Source organism: Bacillota bacterium (genome assembly GCA_018818595.1).
Taxonomy (GTDB): Bacteria; Bacillota_I; Bacilli_A; order Izemoplasmatales; family Hujiaoplasmataceae; genus JAHIRM01.
This window is the reverse complement of the sequence record JAHIRM010000050.1, coordinates 20,460-41,905: the sequence shown is the minus strand read 5'-3', so window position 1 is coordinate 41,905 and position 21,446 is coordinate 20,460. Positions and strand designations below refer to the sequence as shown.

23 protein-coding genes are annotated in these 21,446 nt (G+C 30.8%); 8 read left to right on the top strand and 15 right to left on the bottom strand.

What is annotated here, in order from left to right; translation table 11 throughout:
- Nucleotides 1-14: 14 nt before the first annotated feature.
- The 4 genes from KJ971_08185 to KJ971_08170 all read right to left on the bottom strand — a co-directional run bounded on the left by KJ971_08185 (nt 15) and on the right by KJ971_08170 (nt 4,284).
- Entirely contained in the window at nt 15-1,004 is a 990-nt protein-coding gene (locus KJ971_08185; GenBank protein MBU1145810.1) for a magnesium transporter CorA family protein, read from the bottom strand.
- A 183-nt stretch (nt 1,005-1,187) separates the two neighbouring features.
- Nucleotides 1,188-2,819 (bottom strand): M28 family peptidase, encoded by a 1,632-nt coding sequence (locus tag KJ971_08180; protein ID MBU1145809.1) that lies wholly within the window; start codon nt 2,817-2,819, stop codon nt 1,188-1,190.
- Between the two features lie 178 nt (nt 2,820-2,997).
- A complete protein-coding gene (locus KJ971_08175) occupies nt 2,998-3,651 on the bottom strand; it encodes a hemolysin III family protein (protein MBU1145808.1) in 654 nt (217 codons plus the stop codon).
- 27 nt (nt 3,652-3,678) lie between these two features.
- Nucleotides 3,679-4,284 (bottom strand): hypothetical protein, encoded by a 606-nt coding sequence (locus KJ971_08170; GenBank protein ID MBU1145807.1) that lies wholly within the window; start codon nt 4,282-4,284, stop codon nt 3,679-3,681.
- A 229-nt stretch (nt 4,285-4,513) separates the two neighbouring features.
- Here KJ971_08170 and KJ971_08165 point away from each other — a divergent pair, with 229 nt between their 5' ends.
- Together KJ971_08165 and KJ971_08160 are read left to right on the top strand one after the other, a co-directional pair.
- Nucleotides 4,514-5,758 (top strand): peptidase U34, encoded by a 1,245-nt coding sequence (locus KJ971_08165; GenBank protein ID MBU1145806.1) that lies wholly within the window; start codon nt 4,514-4,516, stop codon nt 5,756-5,758.
- Nucleotides 5,755-6,882, top strand: coding sequence for a glycerate kinase (locus tag KJ971_08160; protein ID MBU1145805.1), 1,128 nt, complete (start codon nt 5,755-5,757; stop codon nt 6,880-6,882). The genes KJ971_08165 and KJ971_08160 overlap by 4 nt, the downstream gene beginning before the upstream one ends.
- Before the next feature lie 73 nt (nt 6,883-6,955).
- On the opposite strand, the gene KJ971_08155 is transcribed toward KJ971_08160, so the two are convergent.
- Nucleotides 6,956-7,669: a methyltransferase domain-containing protein gene (locus tag KJ971_08155; GenBank protein MBU1145804.1), complete on the bottom strand. Its 714-nt coding sequence runs from the start codon at nt 7,667-7,669 to the stop codon at nt 6,956-6,958.
- A 79-nt stretch (nt 7,670-7,748) separates the two neighbouring features.
- Nucleotides 7,749-8,588 carry an ACT domain-containing protein gene (locus KJ971_08150; protein MBU1145803.1) on the bottom strand — a complete coding sequence of 280 codons (840 nt, stop codon included), beginning with the start codon at nt 8,586-8,588 and terminating at the stop codon, nt 7,749-7,751.
- Nucleotides 8,589-8,808: 220 nt separating this feature from the next.
- On the opposite strand from KJ971_08150, the gene KJ971_08145 reads away from it, so the two are divergent.
- The 4 genes from KJ971_08145 (at nt 8,809) to KJ971_08130 (ending at nt 12,261) form a co-directional block, all read left to right on the top strand.
- Nucleotides 8,809-9,228: a hypothetical protein gene (locus KJ971_08145; protein ID MBU1145802.1), complete on the top strand. Its 420-nt coding sequence runs from the start codon at nt 8,809-8,811 to the stop codon at nt 9,226-9,228.
- Between the two features lie 318 nt (nt 9,229-9,546).
- Nucleotides 9,547-10,098: a chromate transporter gene (locus tag KJ971_08140; protein ID MBU1145801.1), complete on the top strand. Its 552-nt coding sequence runs from the start codon at nt 9,547-9,549 to the stop codon at nt 10,096-10,098.
- Entirely contained in the window at nt 10,095-10,628 is a 534-nt protein-coding gene (locus tag KJ971_08135) for a chromate transporter (protein MBU1145800.1), read from the top strand. The genes KJ971_08140 and KJ971_08135 overlap by 4 nt, the downstream gene beginning before the upstream one ends.
- A gap of 19 nt (nt 10,629-10,647) precedes the next feature.
- Nucleotides 10,648-12,261, top strand: coding sequence for a gamma-glutamyltransferase family protein (locus tag KJ971_08130; GenBank protein MBU1145799.1), 1,614 nt, complete (start codon nt 10,648-10,650; stop codon nt 12,259-12,261).
- A 78-nt stretch (nt 12,262-12,339) separates the two neighbouring features.
- On the opposite strand, the gene KJ971_08125 is transcribed toward KJ971_08130, so the two are convergent.
- Nucleotides 12,340-12,669, bottom strand: a complete 330-nt coding sequence (locus KJ971_08125) for a Rieske 2Fe-2S domain-containing protein (GenBank protein ID MBU1145798.1) — start codon at nt 12,667-12,669, stop codon at nt 12,340-12,342.
- A gap of 187 nt (nt 12,670-12,856) precedes the next feature.
- Here KJ971_08125 and KJ971_08120 point away from each other — a divergent pair, with 187 nt between their 5' ends.
- Nucleotides 12,857-13,162, top strand: coding sequence for a hypothetical protein (locus KJ971_08120; GenBank protein MBU1145797.1), 306 nt, complete (start codon nt 12,857-12,859; stop codon nt 13,160-13,162).
- Nucleotides 13,163-13,335: 173 nt separating this feature from the next.
- The gene (locus tag KJ971_08115) at nt 13,336-14,247 is read left to right on the top strand and encodes a hypothetical protein (protein MBU1145796.1); all 912 of its coding nucleotides are present in this window, start codon (nt 13,336-13,338) and stop codon (nt 14,245-14,247) included.
- Nucleotides 14,248-14,368: 121 nt separating this feature from the next.
- Here KJ971_08115 and KJ971_08110 read toward each other — a convergent pair whose 3' ends face one another.
- The 8 genes from KJ971_08110 to KJ971_08075 form a co-directional block, all read right to left on the bottom strand.
- Complete coding sequence (locus KJ971_08110; GenBank protein ID MBU1145795.1) at nt 14,369-15,184, bottom strand: DUF4349 domain-containing protein; 816 nt, start codon at nt 15,182-15,184, stop codon at nt 14,369-14,371.
- A gap of 193 nt (nt 15,185-15,377) precedes the next feature.
- Entirely contained in the window at nt 15,378-16,763 is a 1,386-nt protein-coding gene (gene amrA / locus KJ971_08105; protein MBU1145794.1) for an AmmeMemoRadiSam system protein A, read from the bottom strand.
- Nucleotides 16,764-16,799: 36 nt separating this feature from the next.
- Nucleotides 16,800-17,672, bottom strand: coding sequence for an AmmeMemoRadiSam system radical SAM enzyme (amrS, locus tag KJ971_08100; GenBank protein ID MBU1145793.1), 873 nt, complete (start codon nt 17,670-17,672; stop codon nt 16,800-16,802).
- 196 nt (nt 17,673-17,868) lie between these two features.
- A complete protein-coding gene (locus tag KJ971_08095) occupies nt 17,869-18,216 on the bottom strand; it encodes a cupin domain-containing protein (protein MBU1145792.1) in 348 nt (115 codons plus the stop codon).
- A 67-nt stretch (nt 18,217-18,283) separates the two neighbouring features.
- Entirely contained in the window at nt 18,284-19,129 is an 846-nt protein-coding gene (locus tag KJ971_08090) for a hypothetical protein (protein ID MBU1145791.1), read from the bottom strand.
- A 70-nt stretch (nt 19,130-19,199) separates the two neighbouring features.
- Complete coding sequence (locus tag KJ971_08085) at nt 19,200-19,871, bottom strand: FAD-dependent oxidoreductase (GenBank protein MBU1145790.1); 672 nt, start codon at nt 19,869-19,871, stop codon at nt 19,200-19,202.
- A gap of 43 nt (nt 19,872-19,914) precedes the next feature.
- Entirely contained in the window at nt 19,915-20,844 is a 930-nt protein-coding gene (locus KJ971_08080; protein ID MBU1145789.1) for a hypothetical protein, read from the bottom strand.
- Nucleotides 20,845-21,227: 383 nt separating this feature from the next.
- Entirely contained in the window at nt 21,228-21,407 is a 180-nt protein-coding gene (locus KJ971_08075; GenBank protein MBU1145788.1) for a helix-turn-helix domain-containing protein, read from the bottom strand.
- Between the last annotated feature and the right edge of the window lie 39 nt (nt 21,408-21,446).

Genomic DNA, 21,446 nt, shown 5'->3' with positions numbered 1-21,446 from the left:
TCATTTCATTAATTCTATTTTTTTGTTCGTTTGTTTTTTGTTTTACTAGTATATCTCGCTAGAAAATAACCCCCAACAGAAGCCAAAATAATTGAAATGATAATAGCGACCCAAAATCCATTTTGTTGGAAAGGAAGATCGAAATTCATTCCAAAAATACTTGCTACTAAGGTAGGTATCGTAAGAACAATCGTCACAACAGTCAATGTTTTCATAACGGTATTCACATTATTGGAAATAATTGAGGCATAAGCATCCATCGTTCCATTTAAGATATCTCTATGAATACTACACATTTCCATTGCTTGGCGATTTTCTACAATCGCATCATCAATTAAATCTAAGTCATCTTCATATTGTCTAAACATTTCTACTCGTTTAATTTTTTCTAATACTAAGATGTCCGCATTTAATCCAGTCGATAAATAGACTAAAGATTTTCCTAAATTCATTAATTCAAACAATTCAATGTTTTTTAAGGCTTCATGAAGTTTCTTTTGCACATGCTCGGAGTCTTTATCTAGTAGTTTTAACATTGTAACAAAATTAGCTGCATTTCGATAAAGAATTTGAATGGTTAATTTAATGTGCTTATGTGTCGAGAAATTCTTCATTAATCGGTTTATTAAACTTGGAATCACTAAATCTTTTTTAAAACAAGTCGTAAGAAAATAATCTTTATTAAAGAGAATTCCAAGTGGAGTAGTGAAAAAATGATGAATGTCTGGATAAAAGTCATCCACTTTTACAACGGGAGTATCAACAACTACTAATGTTACATCATCATCAATATCAATATGTGCGGATTCTTCTTCATCTAATGTACTTCGAATGATTGCATCATTAATCCCTGTGATTTGACTAACTTTTGCAATTTCCTCTTCTGTAGGCTCGGTTAAGTATATCCAACTTTTAGGTATGATTTTATCATAAATGTTTTCTTCATTTATACTTTTATAAATCAATAACTCTGAGTTTTGATTTGTGTAATATACCGTAATCATTTTATCATCTCCTTTTCTGATTTCTCTTAATACCATTATATCACGTATGTTTTGCGAGATAAAGAAATAAATGAATCCTTTTTATTATAAAAATTTATTCAAAAAATAGAAGTCTAAAAGAAATTCAATCTTTCTCTTTTAGACCTCTACAAATGTATTTTTTAAAAATAGAAAAATATAATATTAAAGATTAAGTTGGATAAATACAGAAGGAATCACGACGCTTAGTGCAATCACTAAAAGCAATAATAAAGCAAGCAATCCTCCTATTGTAAGTGCTAAAAATAAAGAGTAAAGTAATGGTACAAAAATTAATATATTCCAAATAATATTTTGACTTAACGTAATGGTATTTAAAGTCCTATTTTTAACAAATGAAAGCACGTACAATGATATCAAACCAAATAACGCTGGCACAAAGAATAAGAAAGAAGCTCCACTTAATACAAGTCCAGTAAGTAGCGCAAATACTAAATTTATTCCAATTCCTGCAAGCATGAAAGCCATTTTATCTTCTTTTAAAACATATTTCTTTTTGAATATAAAAGCAAAAAGTGTGATGACCCCAACCATTGAAAGTAAAGTTGGAATTTCGGTACCTTGCATTCTAACGTATGTGACATTCCAAGTTGTTTTCCCTAAAAATGCAGCAATTTGACTTACTACTAGTCCAATGATTACTGCTACTACAATGAAGAGGAAAATGACACCAGTGTATTTAAGGATTTTCATAGGTATTATTTGTTTTTTCTTTTGTAATACTACAATTAAAGCAATAAAAGCGACGATTAAAATGATATTCATAACGGTTCCAAATGTGTCTGTATAAGCAATTAATACGTTTGGAAGGATTGTAAAGAATACTTGATCTTGAGTTCCAACAAAATAATTTACATCTGAATAGATAGTATTAGATGTAAATTCACTGACAAGCGGTATGATTTGTTCCCCATAATGTTGAATGCTTGTTAAACTAATATTTGTATAGTTATCAAGTGGGGTATGGTAATTATAAAACCCATCCAATACTGCAAAATTCGCACCTTGTTTATCTGCTTTTAAAAACTCACTAAAATCCGTTGAATTAGGCATGACAGCATAAACTGCAGTCGCAACACTGTACGTTACAGGCAAATTTGCATTACGATAAAAATCAATGACTAATTCATTGTTTCTGCTAGTTTCAAACATATAAGCTGCGCCTTCAGTTCCTCTTGCTTCAATGTTTATCACAAATCCAATTTTATCCATTAATTCTTGTTCTTGTGCAGCCATCACCGCTCCATATAGTCCTACTTCTTCTGCATCTGTGACTAAAATATATATGGAATTTTCAAGAGTTTGATCTGCGAACAAACGAGCCACTTCTAGTAAAACAGCTAATCCGTATCCATCATCTGCTGCTCCATAAGATCTTCCGAGTTCCCCATCTCTTCCAATGTTTCCTCTTGAATCATAATGAGCCACAAGTAATATTCCCGTTTCCGAATTTCCTGGAATGGTTGCTAGTAGATTTTGAATTCCGTAATCAGTATCTTCACCTAATTCTTCTTTGGTATAATTCATTTCTTCGACATTACTCACTCCCACAAATTCAATTAACTGATTTTTAATATATAGCCGAACTTCTTCATGAGCTTCTTCGTCAAGTACAGAATGCGGATCATTTGAAAGAACGCTTATGTATTCCGCTGCTTTTACAGCGCTAAACTCTGTTTCACTATTTTGTGGAATAGGAGTAAAGAGAACAAATAAACTTAAAAACAAACTGATTGAAACAACGATTATCGTAATAACTAAATTGGTTTTTTTCAAAATCAAGATCCCCCTTGGATTATTTTTTTATTTTGAGTATCAAATAGTTTGACATTCAAATAATATCACAAAGTATTCACTTTGGCTAACTAATATTTAATATTTTTATTAAAAAATAAAAAAAAGAATATCAGTTATGATATTCTACTTGATTCAATCAATTATCTTTATGCTTTTCTTAAATAACATAGAAAAGAATGCAGAAAAAGTGTAATATAGCACCTGCTAAAACAAATAAATGCCATATAAAATGCATGTATTTAATATTCTTTTTACGATAAAATATAAGTCCACCTGTATACATAATGCCTCCAAGGAAAAGCAAAATAATTCCTAAAGCTGGCATAGTTTTAATAATAGGTACAATTGCAAAAACAGCTACCCATCCACTTGCAACATAACTTATCATTGATACAGTTTTAAATTTATTAATGCTTATACTATTTAAAACAATATTTACAATGCTGGCTGTCCAAACAACTCCAAAAATAATCCACCCCATGGTTCCTCTTAAAAGCACTAAAGTAAAAGGTGTATAGGTCCCAGCAATTAAAATCGAAATTGAAGTATGATCAAAGATACGAAAAACCTTTTTCGCTTTTTTGTGTGTCAAAGAATGATACATTGTTGACATACTAAATAAAGTAATCATGCTTGCCCCATATATAGATACACTAACGATTTTCCATACATCGTGTTGAGGAATTGCGTCCATTAATAAAATTATTAAACCTAAAACTGATAAAAATGCTCCAATTCCATGAGAGATAGCATTTGCAATTTCTTCTGAGATGGAATATAAAGCTCCTTCTTTTCTATTTCTTATCGTCATGTTTTCATTCCTTTTATATTATTTTATTTATTCTACTGGATATTGATTTTGTTCATCATGATAATCAAAATCAATATCAGAAGTCGCAAACCTTAAAAATCGTTTTCTTCTTGCTCTTGAGTCGTAACTCACAAAGAAAAACAGTGAAAATGCTTCCCAAAACATGACCCATCCTCCGATAAATAACCCTTCAGATAGAATGGATAACGGAACAGGTAGCATACTCGAGCTACGAAGAAAATAAGCGAAAATCAAAAATAATAATCCAATCGCTATGTAGGAAATAATTTTGCGATTATTTTTCACAAGTGATTTATTAATGTAATGAATCACCATAGTGAAGTTATTATAAATTGCTTCTTTGCTTCGTTCTTCCTTTTGCTTGTCAAATTTAGCATTTGGGAGCTGAAAGCTTAATTTAACTTTTTCCTTTAATGGGATATCGTATCCAACTTGCTCAATAAAATCAAGAAGTTCAGGTTCTAAATCTCTTCTTTTTAAAGGAGTAGCATCCCATCCATTAAAAAGTTCATCATAATTATCAAGTGAGATTTGAACCAAATACAACTCATCATTTTCGAGATATTGATAGATTTGACTAAGTCTTAACTGCTTCTTTATTTTCCGTTTCATTTTTATACCTTCTTTTAAAACAAATAAATATTCAAAAATCAAATTCTAAATGTCATTTCATTTTTAATTCTTTTATAATTATACCACTTTTATCTTTGTTTTACACGCCAAATATATCCAAATAGAACCTTTTGAATTAGAGGGCATTGACAATTAGTTTATTTTTCTTTAAACTGTTATCAAAGAACAAATATCACATAATTTTGATAAAAAGGCGAGGTGACCCAAAATGTGTGACACTTTAGTTAAAAGAACGTCTCATTCACTGTTTTTTGGAAAAAATAGCGACAGAAGTCCAAATGAACCTAATTTATCCTTATTTGTCGAACCAAAAGACCATCTAAAAACGAAATTAAAATGCACTTACATTCAGGTCGATCAAATTAAACATTCTTATGGATTAGTACTTTCTTGTCCTAGTTGGATGTGGGGAGCCGAGATGGGAATTAACGATCAAGGTGTAATGATTGGAAATGAAGCTGTTTTTACAAAATCAAAAGGAAAGAAAAAGGAAACATTAATCGGCATGGACTTTTTAAGGCTTGCTTTAGAACGTTCAAGCACTGCAAAAGAAGCCATAACTATTATTGTCGATTTACTTGAAAAATACGGTCAAGGAGGAAATTGTGGCTTTGACAAGCATTTCTACTATGATAATTCCTATTTGATATCAGATAAGACTAGTTCTTACATTTTAGAAACGAGCGGGAAATCATTTATTGTAAAAGAAGTATCCGATTTTGGAAACATTAGTAATCGATTGTCTATAAACAATGATTCTTTTGCGAAAAGAAATTCAGAACCAATTTTTACGCATTTTTCAGGATCATTTCACAGATCTTGCATGGCTTCAAGTCAACTGAAGTCTCAAGATTCTTTTGACGAATCAAAAATGATGACTATTTTAAGAAGTCATTATGAAAAAGATACCAAATCTCTTTACACTAAAGGAAGTCTTAAAAGTGTATGTATGCATAAAAGCTTCTTAGGAGATCAAACGACTGCTAGCATGATTGTTCATTCAAGACCTTCTATCGATACCATTTGGCTAACGGGGTCTTCTACTCCTTGTTTATCCATTTATAAACCTACTTTTTTTGGAATATGTATTCCTCCAGTCTTTACAAGCAAAGAAAAAAGTTTGGCTTATTGGTTAGAAAGAGAATATCTTGTTAGGGCTATCTTTTCTAAAATAATCGATGAAGATACCTATAAACAACAATTGAATGCTTTACAACTTCAATTTGTCAAAGAAGAGAATACGTTATTTAAATCTACTCCTACAAAATCTGAGTTAAAAGAATTTGCAAAAAAGTGTAGTATTGAGGAGCAATCGTTTGTCAATCAATATTTAGATGTCATCAATCAGGTGAAGGAAAATCCTGATTTTCTCAAGAAGCCATGGAATAAATTAACTCATTCCTTAGGAAAAAATGTTTTTAAAACGAATTTTGCGGATAGAAATCAAAAATGAAGAAAGTTATCCTGATTCCAGATTCTTTTAAGGGCAGTTTATCTAGCAAAGAAGTCATCAACATTATGGAACAATCTATTCTAAAGAATTTTCCAAAATGTGACATAATTAAAATTCCTATAGCCGATGGGGGGGAAGGAACAGTTGATTTTTTTCTTTCTGTCTTAGATGGAGAAAAAATAAGCGTTTTGGTTCAGGATCCCTATGGTAAAATTATTCCAAGTTTTTATGGAAAGCTAGATAACGATATAGCCATCGTTGAATTGGCTGCTTGCGCAGGTTTGTCTTTTGTAAAAAACAATCCAAATCCAGCAATTACTTCCACCTTTGGAGTTGGACAATTAATTTTACATGCAATTCAATCTGGGGCAAAAAAAATATATATTACTCTAGGAGGAAGTGCAACAAATGATGCTGGATGTGGACTTGTTTGTGCACTTGGAGTACGGTTTTTTGATCAATTCCAACATTCGTTTGTACCAACGGGAGCTACTCTTCATTTGATTCAATCGATTAATATTGATAACGTATTTCCTGAAATTAAGAATGTATCATTTATTACTTTATGTGATGTAAAGAATACGTTTTATGGCATAAATGGCGCTTCTAATATTTTTGCAAAGCAAAAGGGCGCTGACCTTAAAATGATTAATCTTTTAGATCAAAATATGGAAAGGTATTCTAATTTATTAAAAAAGATATTTCAGTTTGATACTGATTTTGAAGGTGCTGGAGCGGCAGGGGGAGCCACTGTAGCTACAAAACTATTTTTACAATCTGACATTCAAAATGGAATTGACACATTTCTTGAATTGATTCATTTTGAAAAATCACTTGAAGAGTGTGATGTCGTATTGACTGGAGAGGGTAAATTAGATTTCCAAAGTTTTAATGGAAAAGTTCTATCTGGAATTTTAAAGTATACTTATGAGAAAAGAATTCCTTTAATTTCGCTTGTAGGGGAAATAGATGAAGTTTCGATGAAAGATTATCCCTTAGGCTTAACAACCGTTTTTCAAATCAATCCAGATATTATTACACTTGAAGACGCCATTTTGCAGACTCCAATACATTTGAAAAACACAATGGACAAGATTTGCAAATCGTATTTAAAGAACCTTTGATTTTCTATTCTAATATACAAAAAGGATTGTCGTCTAGACAATCCTTTTATCTGTTATATCATAATTAGCAACACTATTTTAAAACAAATAGTTTTTGAGTTGCAGAATCAAAGCCATATTTCGAAATATATTTCTTTATGTCTTCCGCTTTTCTTGTAAAATACTTCACTTTTTTTTCGGATTTGACTTTTTCAATTAAACGATCCATTGTTTGAAATAAAAAGTCAATTTCTTCTTTTGAATTATGTTCTTGTCTTTCATATAACATGACCCAATTTTCTTGGACTGATAATGTGCTGTGTTTTTTTAGCAAACTCAATATTTTAGATCCATCAAAAGTATCGTAATGAATTAATCCGTTTTCTCGATCAATTTCTGCTGCAAAATGATGAAGAAATTTGTGGCTTATTTGTGCGTTAGATAATCCATTGCTTATCATTTCATTAAACAAAAGAGCCCCATTTGGTTTAAGCATTCTTTCCATTTCTTTAATTGTTTTACCAATATCTTCTAGGTGATGAAGTGAGTTGGACAAACAAACAATATCAAAAGAGTGCTCTTCAAACGTTAAATGTAAAGCATCCATTTTCTCAAAGTGAATTCTTTTATTTCCTTCAAAATTTTTCGTGGATGCACTTATAGCATTCTCTAAAACATCAATACCAATGATTTCCAAATAATTATCATCTAAACTAATAATCGTTTTTATAAAAGTTCCTGTTCCTGTTCCAATATCTAATATTCTTGATTTGGGATAACTCTTTAAGAAATTTTGTAGTTTTTTCATGATTGTATCTATTCCTTCCTATACAAAAGATGTAAATGAAATCGTCAAAATATTGATTTAGTAAAATTATAACATATATTTAGATTTTCGGATAAATTCCTAACACTTTTATGAAGTACTTTACTGATAATTGTTGAATCGTCAAAAAGATGATTTCTTGATCTTCAAGGGTGGCTACCAATTCAATGAAAAAATTGTATTTACCCATATGTTCTTTTGTGGGTCTTGACATAATAGAAATAAGATTTATTTTTCTTTTTGAAAATTCTTCAAGAATAGAAAATAACACACCTGGTTTATCGTCTGCTTCTTTTACAACCAAAGAAACTTTTAATTGATTTTTTTTATCTAAAATATTTAGATTTTGATCAAAAGATCCTTTTTTTACAATTAAAAATCTTGTTTCATTATGAAAAGAATCCGTCACATTCTCGATTCCAAATTTAATTGGTTGTGAATTGAAAAGATGAAAAGGAATAATAGCTCCTTCGTGATCAATTCCTTTTGAAAATAGTTGAAAAGATTCAGAATTGCTTTCTGTTGTGATTATTTTTACATTTGGAATGGTTTTAAAAAACTCATTGCATTGTCCTTTTGCTACATATTGAACAAAAATTTTATTTACATCTTTTATATTTTTTGCATTAGCAACCATTGAAAATTGAATCGGAATGGTTAATTCTCCAATAACGGATACTTCAGATTGAAGTAATAAATCTAAATTCCTTTGAACGTATCCATCTAATGTGTTTTCAATGGGGACAATCGCTAATATGGCTTTTGTTTTAACCGCATTAATTACTTCTTCCATTGTGGAACAATAAAGTGAATCGTATGAGTGTTTAACAATGATTTGAAATTGATTTTTTGCTTCATCACTGAATGTACCAATTGGTCCTAAAACGGCTATAGATTCCATCAGATTCACCTCTTTCGTCTATGATAATAACATTTTTGGTTCTTGTCAATGTATAATTTGAAAATATGTTAAGAATCCTTAAAGCCCTTTTTACTAGTTGGATGCAATTTGTAAGCATATCATTTTGTCTTCTTTAAAAACCAATGTATAATGAAGTAACAAAGAAGGTGAAAAAATGTTTTTAAAAAAATATATATCTGTATTTGTAATTATGCTTGCAATGTTTTTGGTATCTTGTGATACTTCCTTAACATCAACAACTTCAAATACAGAAGTTACTACTACAACAACTACTGCGACTTCAACCTCAGATACCTCTGTGACTACAGCATCAACAGATACAACTACCGGCACTACAACCTCAACGTTAACTACTGCATCAACTTCTACAACTACTATATCAACTCTTCGTGTATTTACTTTAGTAGAATTAGCTACGTATAATGGTGACAACGGTACTACTGCATATATGGCAGTTAGTGGAGTTGTTTACGATGTGTCTAACGATCCAGAGTGGAACAATGGATGGCATCAAGGAATGCATCTTGCAGGTACCGACGCAACACTTGCTTTTGCTGGCAGTCCTCACACAGCTTCTATTTTAAGTACATTACCAATCGTTGGATCACTTGGAAATTAATAATTCTATTTAATTAAATGAAAAAAGGATTATTTCGATAAATAATCTTTTTTTATTGCTATTTGATTTCAAGTTTTATTTCAATTGATTTATTATTCTTTTTGGATTACCTTATTTTTATTGCATTGTATATATTTCTATGATTTATAGTCAGGTAATTACCATTTTATTGTTTTAAATATATTTTCATGTATTTTGAAAAAGAATGTTCTTATCCTTGATAAAGATGATGTTTTATGGCAAAATAGTATAATAGAATTATCTATGATTTCAATTTAAATTGAAATTAAATTAAAATAGATTTGTGAGTGTAAAACTATGGTTAGTATTATTCAAATCTTTCTTGTGTTCTTAAAAATTGGGGCTTTCACTTTTGGTGGTGGTTTAGCAATGATTCCTATCATCAAGAGAGAACTTGTCTCAAGAGGATGGATTTCTGAAGAAGAGCTTGCTGATTATATCGCTGTCTCCCAAACCGCACCTGGAATGATTGCGGTAAACATTGCAACGCTTGTTGGTATGCACCTTCGAAAATGGAAAGGTGCTTTTTTTGCTGTTTTAGGAATTGTACTGCCTTCTTTAGTTGTAATTATGTTGATTGCGACTGGGTTAAAAGAATTTGCTGAAATTCCAATTGTGGTAAGTGCTTTAAAAGGAATAACTTTGGTTGTAGTCATTTTGCTTGCCTTTGCGATTTTTGATATCGGAAAAAATGCGATAAAAGACATTATTACTTTGCTATATGCTTTACTTTGTTTTAGCTTAGTTTTTTTTCTTGATGTCCCTACAACACTCGTCATTTTACTTTCGTTTGTTTTAGGTACTCTTCGCGCTTTCATTTTAGCCAAGAAAGCGAGGAAAAAATTATGATTGAACTTATTTTGCTATTTATCTATGTCGGTTTATTTACAATTGGTGGAGGAATGGTTGCTATTCCATTAATCCAACAAGAGGTTGTTGCAAGAGGGTGGCTCACATTAAATGAATTTATTTCAATGGTTGCGATTGCACAATCAACTCCTGGTCCAATCGGAATAAATGTTGCTACCTATGTTGGATTTGAACATTTTGGTATATTAGGAGCTATCGCTGCAACGTTTGGGTTTGTCTTACCTTCATTTTTGATTGTTTCTTCTTTGGCAAATTTATTAAGAAAACACCGTTCTTCAAGTCTTGTAATCAATTGGTTTTATTTTATAAAAGCTGGAATTATTGGACTAATTGGTTATGCGTTTGTTAAGGTCGTTTTAATTACTGTTATATCAGTTGATCCAGTCTTTAGTATCGATTGGATAGCCTTACTATTACTTCTTGTTTTAACCGTCATCTTTAAACTTCTCAAAAAACTTCCATGGCTTGTCATTGTTATTGGCGCCATTCTTGGAATGTTATTCTTATAAAACGAAATGAGGGCTATGTATGTTCATCCCATTTTCAAATTCTTATCCTTACGCTTCGAAAAGAAATGTCACCTATTCTCAAAAAGGAATGGTCGCAACAAGTCAACCTTTGGCAGCTCAAGCAGGTCTTGATATCTTAAAAAAAGGTGGAAATGCTATAGACGCTGCTATTGCCACAGCTGCTTGTCTTACAGTTACTGAACCTACTTCAAATGGCATTGGTGGAGATGCTTTTGCATTGGTTTTTGTCAAAGATAAATTATATGGATTGAATGCAAGTGGCGTTGCTCCAAACAGCATTTCCGTGGATGCAATTAAAGATAGAGGATATAATGAAATACCTCGTTTTGGCTTTATTCCGGTTACAGTGCCAGGAATTCCTTCTGCATGGAGAGAACTTTCAAAACGTTTTGGTAAACTACCTCTTCTTGAATGTTTACTTCCTGCAATTGAGTATGCTAGAAAAGGATACCCTCTTTCTCCTACATTAGCATATCACTGGAATAATGCCTTTAAATTATATGAAAAAAATTTAAAAGGCGAAGAATATGAATCGTGGTTCAAGACGTTTGCTCCGTTAGGAAGAGCACCATTTGAAGGTGAACTTTGGTTTTCAAAAGATCATGCAGATACTTTGGAAAAAATTGGAAAAACGAATGCTGACGCGTTTTATAAAGGCGAATTAGCAGATAAAATTGATGCGTTTTCTCAACAATATAATGGATTTATCAGAAAATCTGATTTAATGAATTACAATCCTTCTTGGGTTGAACCAATTTCTATTAATTATAGAGGATATAATGTTTGGGAGATTCCTCCTAACGGTCAAGGGTTAATTGCCTTACAAGCCTTAAACATTTTAAAAGGATTCACTTTCGAGGAAAAAGATACCATCAGAACCTATCATTTACAAATCGAAGCATTGAAACTCGCTTTTTCTGATGGGATGGCTTATATTACTGAACCATCTTCTATGCCATATTCTTCATCTGATTTATTAAGTGAATCTTATTCAGATTCTAGACGAAAATTAATAAATGAAAATGCTTCTTTACCAAGCAATGGAAAGCCTTATGAAAGTGGAACAGTCTATCTTGCTACTGCAGATGGAGAAGGAAATATGGTTTCCTACATTCAAAGCAATTATATGGGATTTGGTTCGGGTTTAGTTGTTCCGGGAACTGGAATTGCTTTGCAAAACCGAGGTCATAATTTCAGTATGAATAAAAGCCATCCAAACGTTATCTTGCCAGGAAAAAAACCATATCACACTATTATTCCCGGATTCTTAACCAAAGATCAAAAGGCAATTGGTCCTTTTGGAGTGATGGGTGGATTTATGCAACCACAAGGCCATGTTCAAGTTATTATGAATGCGATTGATTTTCATTTAAATCCACAGGCAACTTTAGACGCTCCACGATGGCAATGGATGGAAGGCAAGAAAATAATTGTCGAATCTCAAATGCCTTCTAATATCATTTTAGGTCTTCAAAAATTAGGACATATTGTTCAAATTGAACCACAGCTGTCTCATTTTGGAAGAGGTCAAATCATTTGGAGAAATTCAGAGACTGGTATTTTAGTTGGAGGAACAGATCCTCGAACTGACAGTTCAATTGCTTGTTGGTAAAAATAGAAAAGACGCACTAATTTCCTTGAATTTTGAAAGGAAAAAGTGCGTCTTCATAATATTTTGAACATAAATTCACTAAAGAACTACATATACTTTATCACGTTCAACGAAAGCTGGAAACGTCTTTACAACGCGATCTGATTCACTTAAATCTAAATAATTCGCTTTTACCAAATTGATGACAACCCCTGTTCTTACATCAATTTCAAGTCCATGTTCTTTGCATTGAATTATTCCTGATTCAAACCTGCCATTAAATAGCGGAAATCCTTGATGAGGACATTTATCTAGCAGAGCATACGGCAGTTCATCTACTACAAATACAATGATAGATCTCGCTTCAATTTTAATTCTGATTTTCTTTTTTTCAAGTAAATGTTTCCATTCAGTTACAAAATAGTTCATATGATTTACTCCTTACTTTAAAGAATTTTTCTGTCATTATTTATACTTGTGTTATACCTATATTATATCATTTTTTAAAAAAAATCAAAATCCAATTGTAATAATCACTATAAAATTGTAAAATATACTATACTTTATCATTATTTTATGCATTTTATTTTTAAAAATCTAGTATTTGGGGGAAATTATGAAAAAATTGTTTGTTTTATGTATGGTTATTATGACTTCATTATTACTTGTAGGATGTAATAATGAAGAGGGAATACCAGATGGAGCTGTGGTGGCTGTCTGCGTACAAGGAAATACTTTTCAATATATTTACAAAGATGATGTAGTGTATGAGTTCTATTCGGATAGCGTTTTACAAAACGATGATATGTTAGCTGTAGTTCAATCTTCTGTAGATGCAATTGGAACGGTAAGAGAATACATTGATACTACTTTTCAACCTGACGTTTGTACCTTCACAGATTACGTGGAGCCAGCTGAATAACCAAAATAAACAGATAAAAGTAGAGAGTTTTTAGACTTTCTACTTTTTTTCATAAAAAGTGTTGTTCTTCTATTCAATAACACATCTTGTATTTTTATATTCAAAAACTAATTTATTTCTTGTAGACAACGTTTGTTTCGGATACAATGTAATTAAGTAGAAAGGGTGACGGTATGAAGCACATTGAACAGTTTAATAAAGACATTAATAATTCGTCAATTAATCGATTTGCTAAATGGGAAAACTATCGAAATCAAATCGACGAGATTACTAAAAATTATTTGGTTCTTACTAAAAACATTCACGATCGTGTACTCCTTGTTGGTGCTGGAAATTGTGATGATTTAAATATAGGGTCCTTCACAAAACTCTTTAATCAAATATTTATTGCCGATATTGATGTAGAAAATGTACAATTAGGATTAAAGAAACAAAGAATTTTTGAAAAAGTTACTGGAATTTTGAAAGTAGAATTTACTGGATTTGAAAATAACAATTTTTTTAATGACCTTATATATTTAATGTCTTCTATTCAAACAAAAGAATCTATTAAATCATTTATAGACCACAAAATGAAAGATATTTCTGAGTCTTCTTTCTTAAAGGAGTATATCGGCTATTTTGATTTAATTGTTATTTCTCCCATTTATACTCAATTAATTTACAATCAAGTTTTGTCTCTTACAAATCAATTAAGAGAATCTGACATTTCAGAAAATCTTCTTAAATTCATTGAAACTTCCATGTTAGATATAATGCCTTTAATTATTGATGCTTTTAACAAGAATATTCTTTTTTTATTAAAAAAACACGCAACATTAATTGTATTATCAGATATTTTCCAAAGTGAAATTAATTCTTCATTTTACCAAAATGTTCTAACCTCTATTCAAAATCTAACAAAAATGGATCAAATGCATTCTGATTATGTTCACAATTTTGGCTATGGTTTAGGCGATTATGGTCTACTTTCTCTTAAAAAGATGATTGATTTAAAAAAGCACCATTGGTTAGTTTGGCCATTTGATGATGACAAACACATGATTGTTCAACTTGCCATCTTCAATAATGACCCCGAAAAATAATACATACTCATTGAAATATTTATCAATTATAAATAAAAGACTATTTTCCTTATAACAACTTTCTTTATTACAAAGTTATAAGAGAATCATAGTCTTTTTTTTAAAATATTCTGTAAATAATCTATTTATCAATCTTTGGCTGATCTATCGCCTTTTTCTTGTTCTTTTTTCTTTTATAAATATAGAAACCGGTAAATACTCCAATAGCTATAACGATTAAGAATGGGAAAATTGTAGCTAAAACAATAAATAATCCATCAAAAAATAGTAATAGTGCATCAAATCCATCCACAAAGGCATTTCCTAATCTGTTAAAAAAAGGAGATTTAGTAACAATAGTACTACCATAGAATTTAAGAGTTACCGTGCTGTAATCTACTAAACTATCATATTGATTCACAATTCCTTGAAGAGTTGCCAGTTCGACTTCAATGTCAGAAATTTGTTCGTTAATGATGATCATTTCAGAAAGCGTTGATTGGTCGTATAGTTCAACTAGTCTTTCTAACTGTGCTTCAAGAGATAGAATTTGATTGGAAGTATCTTGATACATTATAGAAATATCTGTCCCAATTTTCTTATATGAACGAAGCATAAATTCATCTTGAAGAGTTTGAATAAAAGCATCTAAATGATCGGTTCTAATCCGAATAACATACGAATGTAAGCTCGTTGTAATTAGTTCTTGATCAAACCATTCATCTGAATCCATTGCTGCTTTTAAAAAATCAGAAGATTCCTCTAAATCCTCAACATCAAAGGAAATATCTACTTCGTACATGATTTTGCGTTCTGGAGTTGTTTCATCTGCTAATTGAACAATACTTGATAAAGCCGAATTGGTTTCAGCTGTTTGTGAGTAAAATGCTTCAGAACAAGCAAATAGAGAAAGAATTAGAAAACTTGCAACGAAAAAATACAGTATTTTTTTAAACATTTAATCTCCTCCTATGGATGTAAAGCTTTTATAAGTTGATTCTAAAGAAAATATTATAAAATAGCTTCAACCAATATAATTAAATTATACTATTTAAAATCACTAAAGTAAATTGGATGTTCAAATAAATTTTTATTTGTTATATCGTTTTTTACTCGTTAAAAAGATTATCGTTTTATATAAACTCTTACATTTAATGATGTCTTATTACTTCAAATCTTTCCATAGAATATGATTCTTCCTTGTTGATTCCAGCTTTTTGCAAAGCAATCTGAACTTGCATGAAAGGAGTTGTGATTCCGCTTAGATTTGGTAAAAGAAGTCCTGATTTGCCTTTTGAAGAAACGATTACTCCATAACGCAAAACATCTAATTCTTCTAACGAAGAAATGGCTTCTTTTTTTCCAAGAACATCGACGCTTATGACTAATTTGGAAAGTTCGCTTGCTAATACTGGAGGAAATCGAGGATCTTGAGTTCCTGCACTGATTGCATTTTGAATAATTTCATAAGCAATACATTTCGTTGTAGGATAAATTGTACCAATACAACCTCTTAATCTATTATCCATTTTTAAAGAGACAAATACTCCTGCTTTTTCTTTTAAAAGTTCTTCTTCAAGATTTATAGGACAATCAAGTTTTTTATGAGTGTGAATATAATATTCTAGCGATTTTCTTGCTAATTTTACAAAGGAATCTTCTTTTTCTCTTAAAAGGCGCAATTTTGAGCTTTCCTGTTTTTCAAATAGCAGACCAAATTGTCTTGATTTGTCTTCTTTTAAAATTTTAAATGACGCAATAGCATACCCCACACCAAAAGGTCCTTCATAGGAGAGTAACTCGGATTCAATTGATTTTCCATCTAGCGCTCCCGCTAACATTAGAAACGATCTTAATCCACATTCTGCTGTTTTTTCTAAGAAATCCTCATCAAAAGAAAATAATTCCATAAAATCTCCATTTGATAAAGCATTGGTTACTTTTTTATCAAAGATAGGTCCTTCTTTTGCAAAGCCATAAGGGCCATCTTCTGTTAATTTATGTGAAAGGTCTCCGCTAGATATTAGAACAACTCTTTTTTTAGATTGTTGAACTGCTTCATTAATGCACATTCCAAATTGATAGTGAGTTGAATCTGATAGACCAGAAAGTGATATTCTTACTAATTTGAAGTTATTGTAATATTGATTAACAAAATAAAGTGGAACCATTGTTGCGTGATCTAATACTGTACTTTTTTCTCCTTTGGTCCCTGCCGCTATATTCTTTGAAGTCGCAAGAGATGAAATCATTTTTATCAAGGTTTCGTCATAATCAACTTCAAATTGAATTGAAGGCGCACCAAAGTCTTTAAAACTTCCTTTTGCTTTGGGTTCTGGTGAAATATGTATATAATCTGAATATAGAACAGAATGTGGCGTTGTAATGATAATCGTCTCTGGTTTTAATAAAGCGATTTTTTTGGCAATTGCCTTATAAGAATCAATCGTTTTTTGAATACGTGATTGTTCTCCCTTTCCAATTTCTGGAACAATTAAAGGGGGATGTGGAACTACAAATGCTCCAATAAGTGACATGTTTTTTCATCTCCTAACTGAAATATAAAAATTCAATTATACATTACCCAAATAGATATGATTTAATCCCGCGATTTTACCTAACGTTTTTGCCATTTCTAATGTATCTCTTGGGGTAATTGTTTTATCTAACATTTTCCAAGCCGGAAAGAATCTTGAGAGATGCCATGGAATATTCTTTCCTAGTTTCGAAGCAATAAAAAACGCGATTTTTTCAAGCTGAATTTGTTTATCATTTATTCCTGGGATAATTAACGTTGTGATTTCAAGATGAACTCCAGCTTTTTGAAAGGCAATTAAGTTATCCATTACAGTCGTTGCACTTCCTCCACAATACTTTTGATACACTTCATCATCAGGTCCCTTAAAATCCACATTTACTGCGTCTAAATACGGTAAAATCAACTCTAAGGTCTCTTTACTCATATAACCGTTTGTTACCCAAACGTTCTTTAATCCTTTTTCTTTTGCTCGTTTCATTGTGTCTAGGGCATATTCTAAAAAGATGGTTGGTTCTGAATAGGTATAAGCTATGGAAGGGCATCTAGAATCAATTGCTTTTTGTACATGTTCTTCTGGTGAAATCATCTCTCCTAATATGTAATTATATTGTTTTGAGCTTTGAGAAATGTCATAATTTTGACACCATTCGCAGTGAAAATTACATCCCACAGTCGCAAAAGAATAGATCTTTGATTTTGGCATGAAATGATATAGAGGTTTTTTTTCGATGGGGTCAATCGCTCTTGCGATTGTTTTTCCGTAATTGAGAGAAAATAATACTCCATGAATATTTTCTCTTACTCCACAAATTCCTCTTTTTCCTTCTGAAATCTTGCAGTAATGATTACATACTTTACATTGGACTTTGTCAAAATCAAGTTTTTGATAAAGAATGGCTTCTTTCAAAAATAAAACTTCCTTTTTTTATTGATTTATATATATGTTTACTGTTTTAATAAATGATTGTGATTCTATTTTACCACAATTTATACGAAGGAATCTATAACTTCAAATACATTTTAATGTAATAAAAGAAAAAGCGTCCAGTAGTAGACGCTTTTTTAAAAATTCATTTAATTCATTTTTTATAATAAAAATAGTTTTAAATGATGTGCCCTTTTTTGGGAACAATACAGATAAACTTAAATGTCTCTTTACCAATGTTTTTAAATTGATGTAACGTATTACTTGGAACAAACGCATAAGACCCAGAAGTCACAATGTTTGTTTCGCCTTGTATCATTAATTGTCCCTTTCCTTCAATAATGTAATTGATATGTGGCCAAGGATGACTATGAAGCGGTGTAACCCCTTCTTCTTTCACTTCTATTACTCTCATAACGTAATCTTCCCAACCTTCATTAGGTGAAATTAATACTTTCATAAAGGCGTTTTTTGATTCTTTTGATTTGATTTCTATTGCACTAATTTGATTTGTGTGACCTACCATTTTGGTTATCCTCCTAAAAATTGATATTTTCTTTATTGAATTGATTCAGCCTATGGTACTAAGATTGTTAGTCAAGATTTACAGCCAACTCAAAAGCTGTCTCATATATGGAAGCACCATAATCGGTAAATCCTTTATGGTAATAGCCTTTCATTAAATCATCTTCATAAAGAATGTAGAAGATAATTGGAGTATAAAGATTGTTATCAGCAAGTATCCACTCTTCTTCTACTAGTACATAAGTACACAAGGTACACTCGTAAAACAGTTCTCCTAAAAACAGATTTGAATCTTTTGCAAAAAATATGTTATTAAATAATTCGTCGTTTAGATATACTTTATAGGTTTGAACAAACCCATTGCTATACGATATCGTAAATTCAAAACTTTCTCCTTGATGAGTTTCAATAATATCTTCTAATTTTTTGTAGGTAAGTTCAAGAGGATTATCATAAATGTATGCATTTTTGTCAATACCTTTTGGGGTATGAGCGGCTAGATACACAATTTTTTCATTTTGATATTCATCTAAAGCAATACAAGTATAGAAATTAACAAAGTCCACTCTTAAAAGCACTTCATTATCTGAGATTGGCTCTTCAAAATCAATTTTAAGTTGTTCTAAAGCGGTATAAACATTACTAACTCCTAAGCCCTTTACAAACGTCAAGCTTAACTCTTCCATATACAGTTCTAATTTAGGATCTAAATCTTCTTGAGTGTATAACGGACAATAGTATGGATCACCTTTTATAATGTTTTCATATCCATCTCCAGAGCACATATCAATTAATTCTTGATTAAATTTGGTAACATCAAACCATTTTAAAAGACTATCTTTTTGACGATATACACAACCTGAGACTGTTAACTGCAAAAGCACTATCAAAATCAACGTTGTTATTTTTTTCATTTTGGCTCCTTAACAGTCTAGATTGAACGATTATAATCAATTAATAATTGTGAATTCAAGTATGTGAAAATTAGTATCCAACAAAAACATCATAGATGATTTTCGTTTCGAGTATTCCGTGGACTTTTAATAATTCCGTTATTCCTTTCACAAATCCAGGACTTCCAGAAAGGTAATATAATGCTTTATTTTGATAAATATTTATCGTATCAGTGATTAATTTTTGAGTGGGTTCAATATCGGCAGAATAAAAGACTTCTAGCTTTTTTGTGCTTTCAAGTTCACTGCTAAATGGATAAGTACTCTCTAATTCTGAATAGATTAATGTGTCAAGACGATTTTCATTTAGTCTTTTCATTGAAAGTATAATGCTTCTAATTGGAGTAATGCCAATCCCTCCAGCAATAAAAACTGCCTTTTGTGTTTCGTCATATTTAAAATCACCCATGGGTGCACGTAAAATCACTTCTTCACCTAACGCCAAATTTAAGAGTCTTTGTTTAAATTCGCTGGGAGATGAAGTGATTTTTGTAGCTATTTTTAGGAAGGGTTCTTCATTGGTAGAGGCAATACTAAACGCTCTAAATGGTTTCCCTTCCATCACTTTGTTCACGTGAGTAAATACTCCGAATTGTCCTTCAACAAATTCGAATCCTTCTGGTTTTGAAAAATCGAAACTATAATATTCTTTATCCAAATGTTCTATTTTCAAAAGTTTTATTGTATATTCTTGAGCCTTCATAACAAATCATCTCCATAAACATCAAATGATAAAACAAAGTTAGTTAGTTAAATAAAGTAAATCCTAAAAGTACTGAAAAAATGATGGCAATGTAATACACCCACGGTTTTTTTAAAAAGAATACATAAACTATAGCTCCAATTGGAACTGCTATTGAAAGGAAGTAGACAAGATGACTTATATTATTACTACTAAATTCAATCTCTTCAAACGTTCCAATCCAAATAACGATGAGAGCTGTAAACATTGCAGCCTTCACAGATGATGGCCATTTTGTACGTTCAGAAAGCAAAAATAATATGGTTAAAACAAAGGAGTATATCAGTAATAAAATCCAAGGAAGAATATTCAATCCTGTCCATCCAATTAAAAAATCAATTAATGCATACACTAAATAGACTGCTCCAAATGAAAGTAGTCCCCCTCCGATAACTATTATAACTTGAATCCAATTAGTACGATTAAATATACGGTTGTTTGTAATTTTTTGAGGAATTCCAATTTGGTCTGTCTCAATAGTTAAATCTTGTTCATTTGGATTTGCAGGTAAAGGAGTGTTATTAATTTGGTTATCAATTGGAATATATTTTAACGTCAACTCAAAAATCAAAGAATAGATAACACAAAAAAGTGTAATTCCTGTAGTAATAAATAAAAATGGTGATAAAGTATCTTCACATATTCCTCCATCAGGACAACCTAAATATGCCTTATATTTTATCCATTGATAAAATAAAATTATCATTATTATTCCGGATGGGAGAGACGGAATAAAACTAATCCATCCTTTTCTTTTCCCAGCTATAATCCTAATCCAAAAAAAGAAAAAATGGATTACCATATAAATCAGGATGATTCCTCCAGGGAGAAGACTTAATCGTCCACCCTCAAGAGAAACTTTAAACGTCCAAATAACCAAAAAAATAGCAACAAGCAAAGAACCAAATACAAATCCTTTTCTACTATGTAGCATATTTCAAAAATCCTCCTAAAGTCAGAATAAATTATGTAAAGATTGAATAATAATACTTAAATATTTGAATTTGAAAAAATAGACTAAATCATTATTACTCAAAAAACAAAAATAAATTCATATATGGTAAATCATATCATATCTTACTCTGATATAAAAGTAACTATTTTAAAAAAAAAAACATTATTTTTTGTAATTGCTATAACATTTATATCTATTATCACTGTCTTCTTAAAACGAAAAAAGGCATGCTCAAAATAGCGCATGCCTAATAAAAAATGAAATTGATTTAATAAATGTTTTAAATAGAACAAATGAAAATTTTCTCAGATATATCTTGATAATCCTCATAGATATTAAGGGCTAGAACGATTGTTAAAGCCTTATTTTTTGTTGGTACCATTGTCTATGAATTCTTGAAAATCAAAGTGCTTAACTCTCCAGTATTTTCCAAATTTAACTGCTTTTAAATCGTTGCTTTTAATATAGTTATAAATTGTTCTTTTCGTAACCTTGAGTATATCTGAAATTTGTTCGATTGTATAAAGCGTAAACTCTTCCACAAAATTCATCTCTTTCGTAATGATTTACATTAATATTTG

Bases quoted from the DNA above. Each gene is read 5' to 3' on its own strand.
- KJ971_08185 (MBU1145810.1), bottom strand. From the start codon at position 1,004: ATGATTACGGTATATTACACAAATCAAAACTCAGAGTTATTGATTTAT.
- KJ971_08175 (MBU1145808.1), bottom strand. From the start codon at position 3,651: ATGACGATAAGAAATAGAAAAGAAGGAGCTTTATATTCCATCTCAGAA.
- KJ971_08170 (MBU1145807.1), bottom strand. From the start codon at position 4,284: ATGAAACGGAAAATAAAGAAGCAGTTAAGACTTAGTCAAATCTATCAA.
- KJ971_08165 (MBU1145806.1), top strand. From the start codon at position 4,514: ATGTGTGACACTTTAGTTAAAAGAACGTCTCATTCACTGTTTTTTGGA.
- KJ971_08160 (MBU1145805.1), top strand. From the start codon at position 5,755: ATGAAGAAAGTTATCCTGATTCCAGATTCTTTTAAGGGCAGTTTATCT.
- KJ971_08155 (MBU1145804.1), bottom strand. From the start codon at position 7,669: ATGAAAAAACTACAAAATTTCTTAAAGAGTTATCCCAAATCAAGAATA.
- KJ971_08150 (MBU1145803.1), bottom strand. From the start codon at position 8,588: ATGGAATCTATAGCCGTTTTAGGACCAATTGGTACATTCAGTGATGAA.
- KJ971_08145 (MBU1145802.1), top strand. From the start codon at position 8,809: ATGTTTTTGGTATCTTGTGATACTTCCTTAACATCAACAACTTCAAAT.
- KJ971_08140 (MBU1145801.1), top strand. From the start codon at position 9,547: ATGGTTAGTATTATTCAAATCTTTCTTGTGTTCTTAAAAATTGGGGCT.
- KJ971_08135 (MBU1145800.1), top strand. From the start codon at position 10,095: ATGATTGAACTTATTTTGCTATTTATCTATGTCGGTTTATTTACAATT.
- KJ971_08130 (MBU1145799.1), top strand. From the start codon at position 10,648: ATGTTCATCCCATTTTCAAATTCTTATCCTTACGCTTCGAAAAGAAAT.
- KJ971_08125 (MBU1145798.1), bottom strand. From the start codon at position 12,669: ATGAACTATTTTGTAACTGAATGGAAACATTTACTTGAAAAAAAGAAA.
- KJ971_08120 (MBU1145797.1), top strand. From the start codon at position 12,857: ATGAAAAAATTGTTTGTTTTATGTATGGTTATTATGACTTCATTATTA.
- KJ971_08115 (MBU1145796.1), top strand. From the start codon at position 13,336: ATGAAGCACATTGAACAGTTTAATAAAGACATTAATAATTCGTCAATT.
- KJ971_08110 (MBU1145795.1), bottom strand. From the start codon at position 15,184: ATGTTTAAAAAAATACTGTATTTTTTCGTTGCAAGTTTTCTAATTCTT.
- amrA (MBU1145794.1), bottom strand. From the start codon at position 16,763: ATGTCACTTATTGGAGCATTTGTAGTTCCACATCCCCCTTTAATTGTT.
- KJ971_08095 (MBU1145792.1), bottom strand. From the start codon at position 18,216: ATGGTAGGTCACACAAATCAAATTAGTGCAATAGAAATCAAATCAAAA.
- KJ971_08090 (MBU1145791.1), bottom strand. From the start codon at position 19,129: ATGAAAAAAATAACAACGTTGATTTTGATAGTGCTTTTGCAGTTAACA.
- KJ971_08085 (MBU1145790.1), bottom strand. From the start codon at position 19,871: ATGAAGGCTCAAGAATATACAATAAAACTTTTGAAAATAGAACATTTG.
- KJ971_08080 (MBU1145789.1), bottom strand. From the start codon at position 20,844: ATGCTACATAGTAGAAAAGGATTTGTATTTGGTTCTTTGCTTGTTGCT.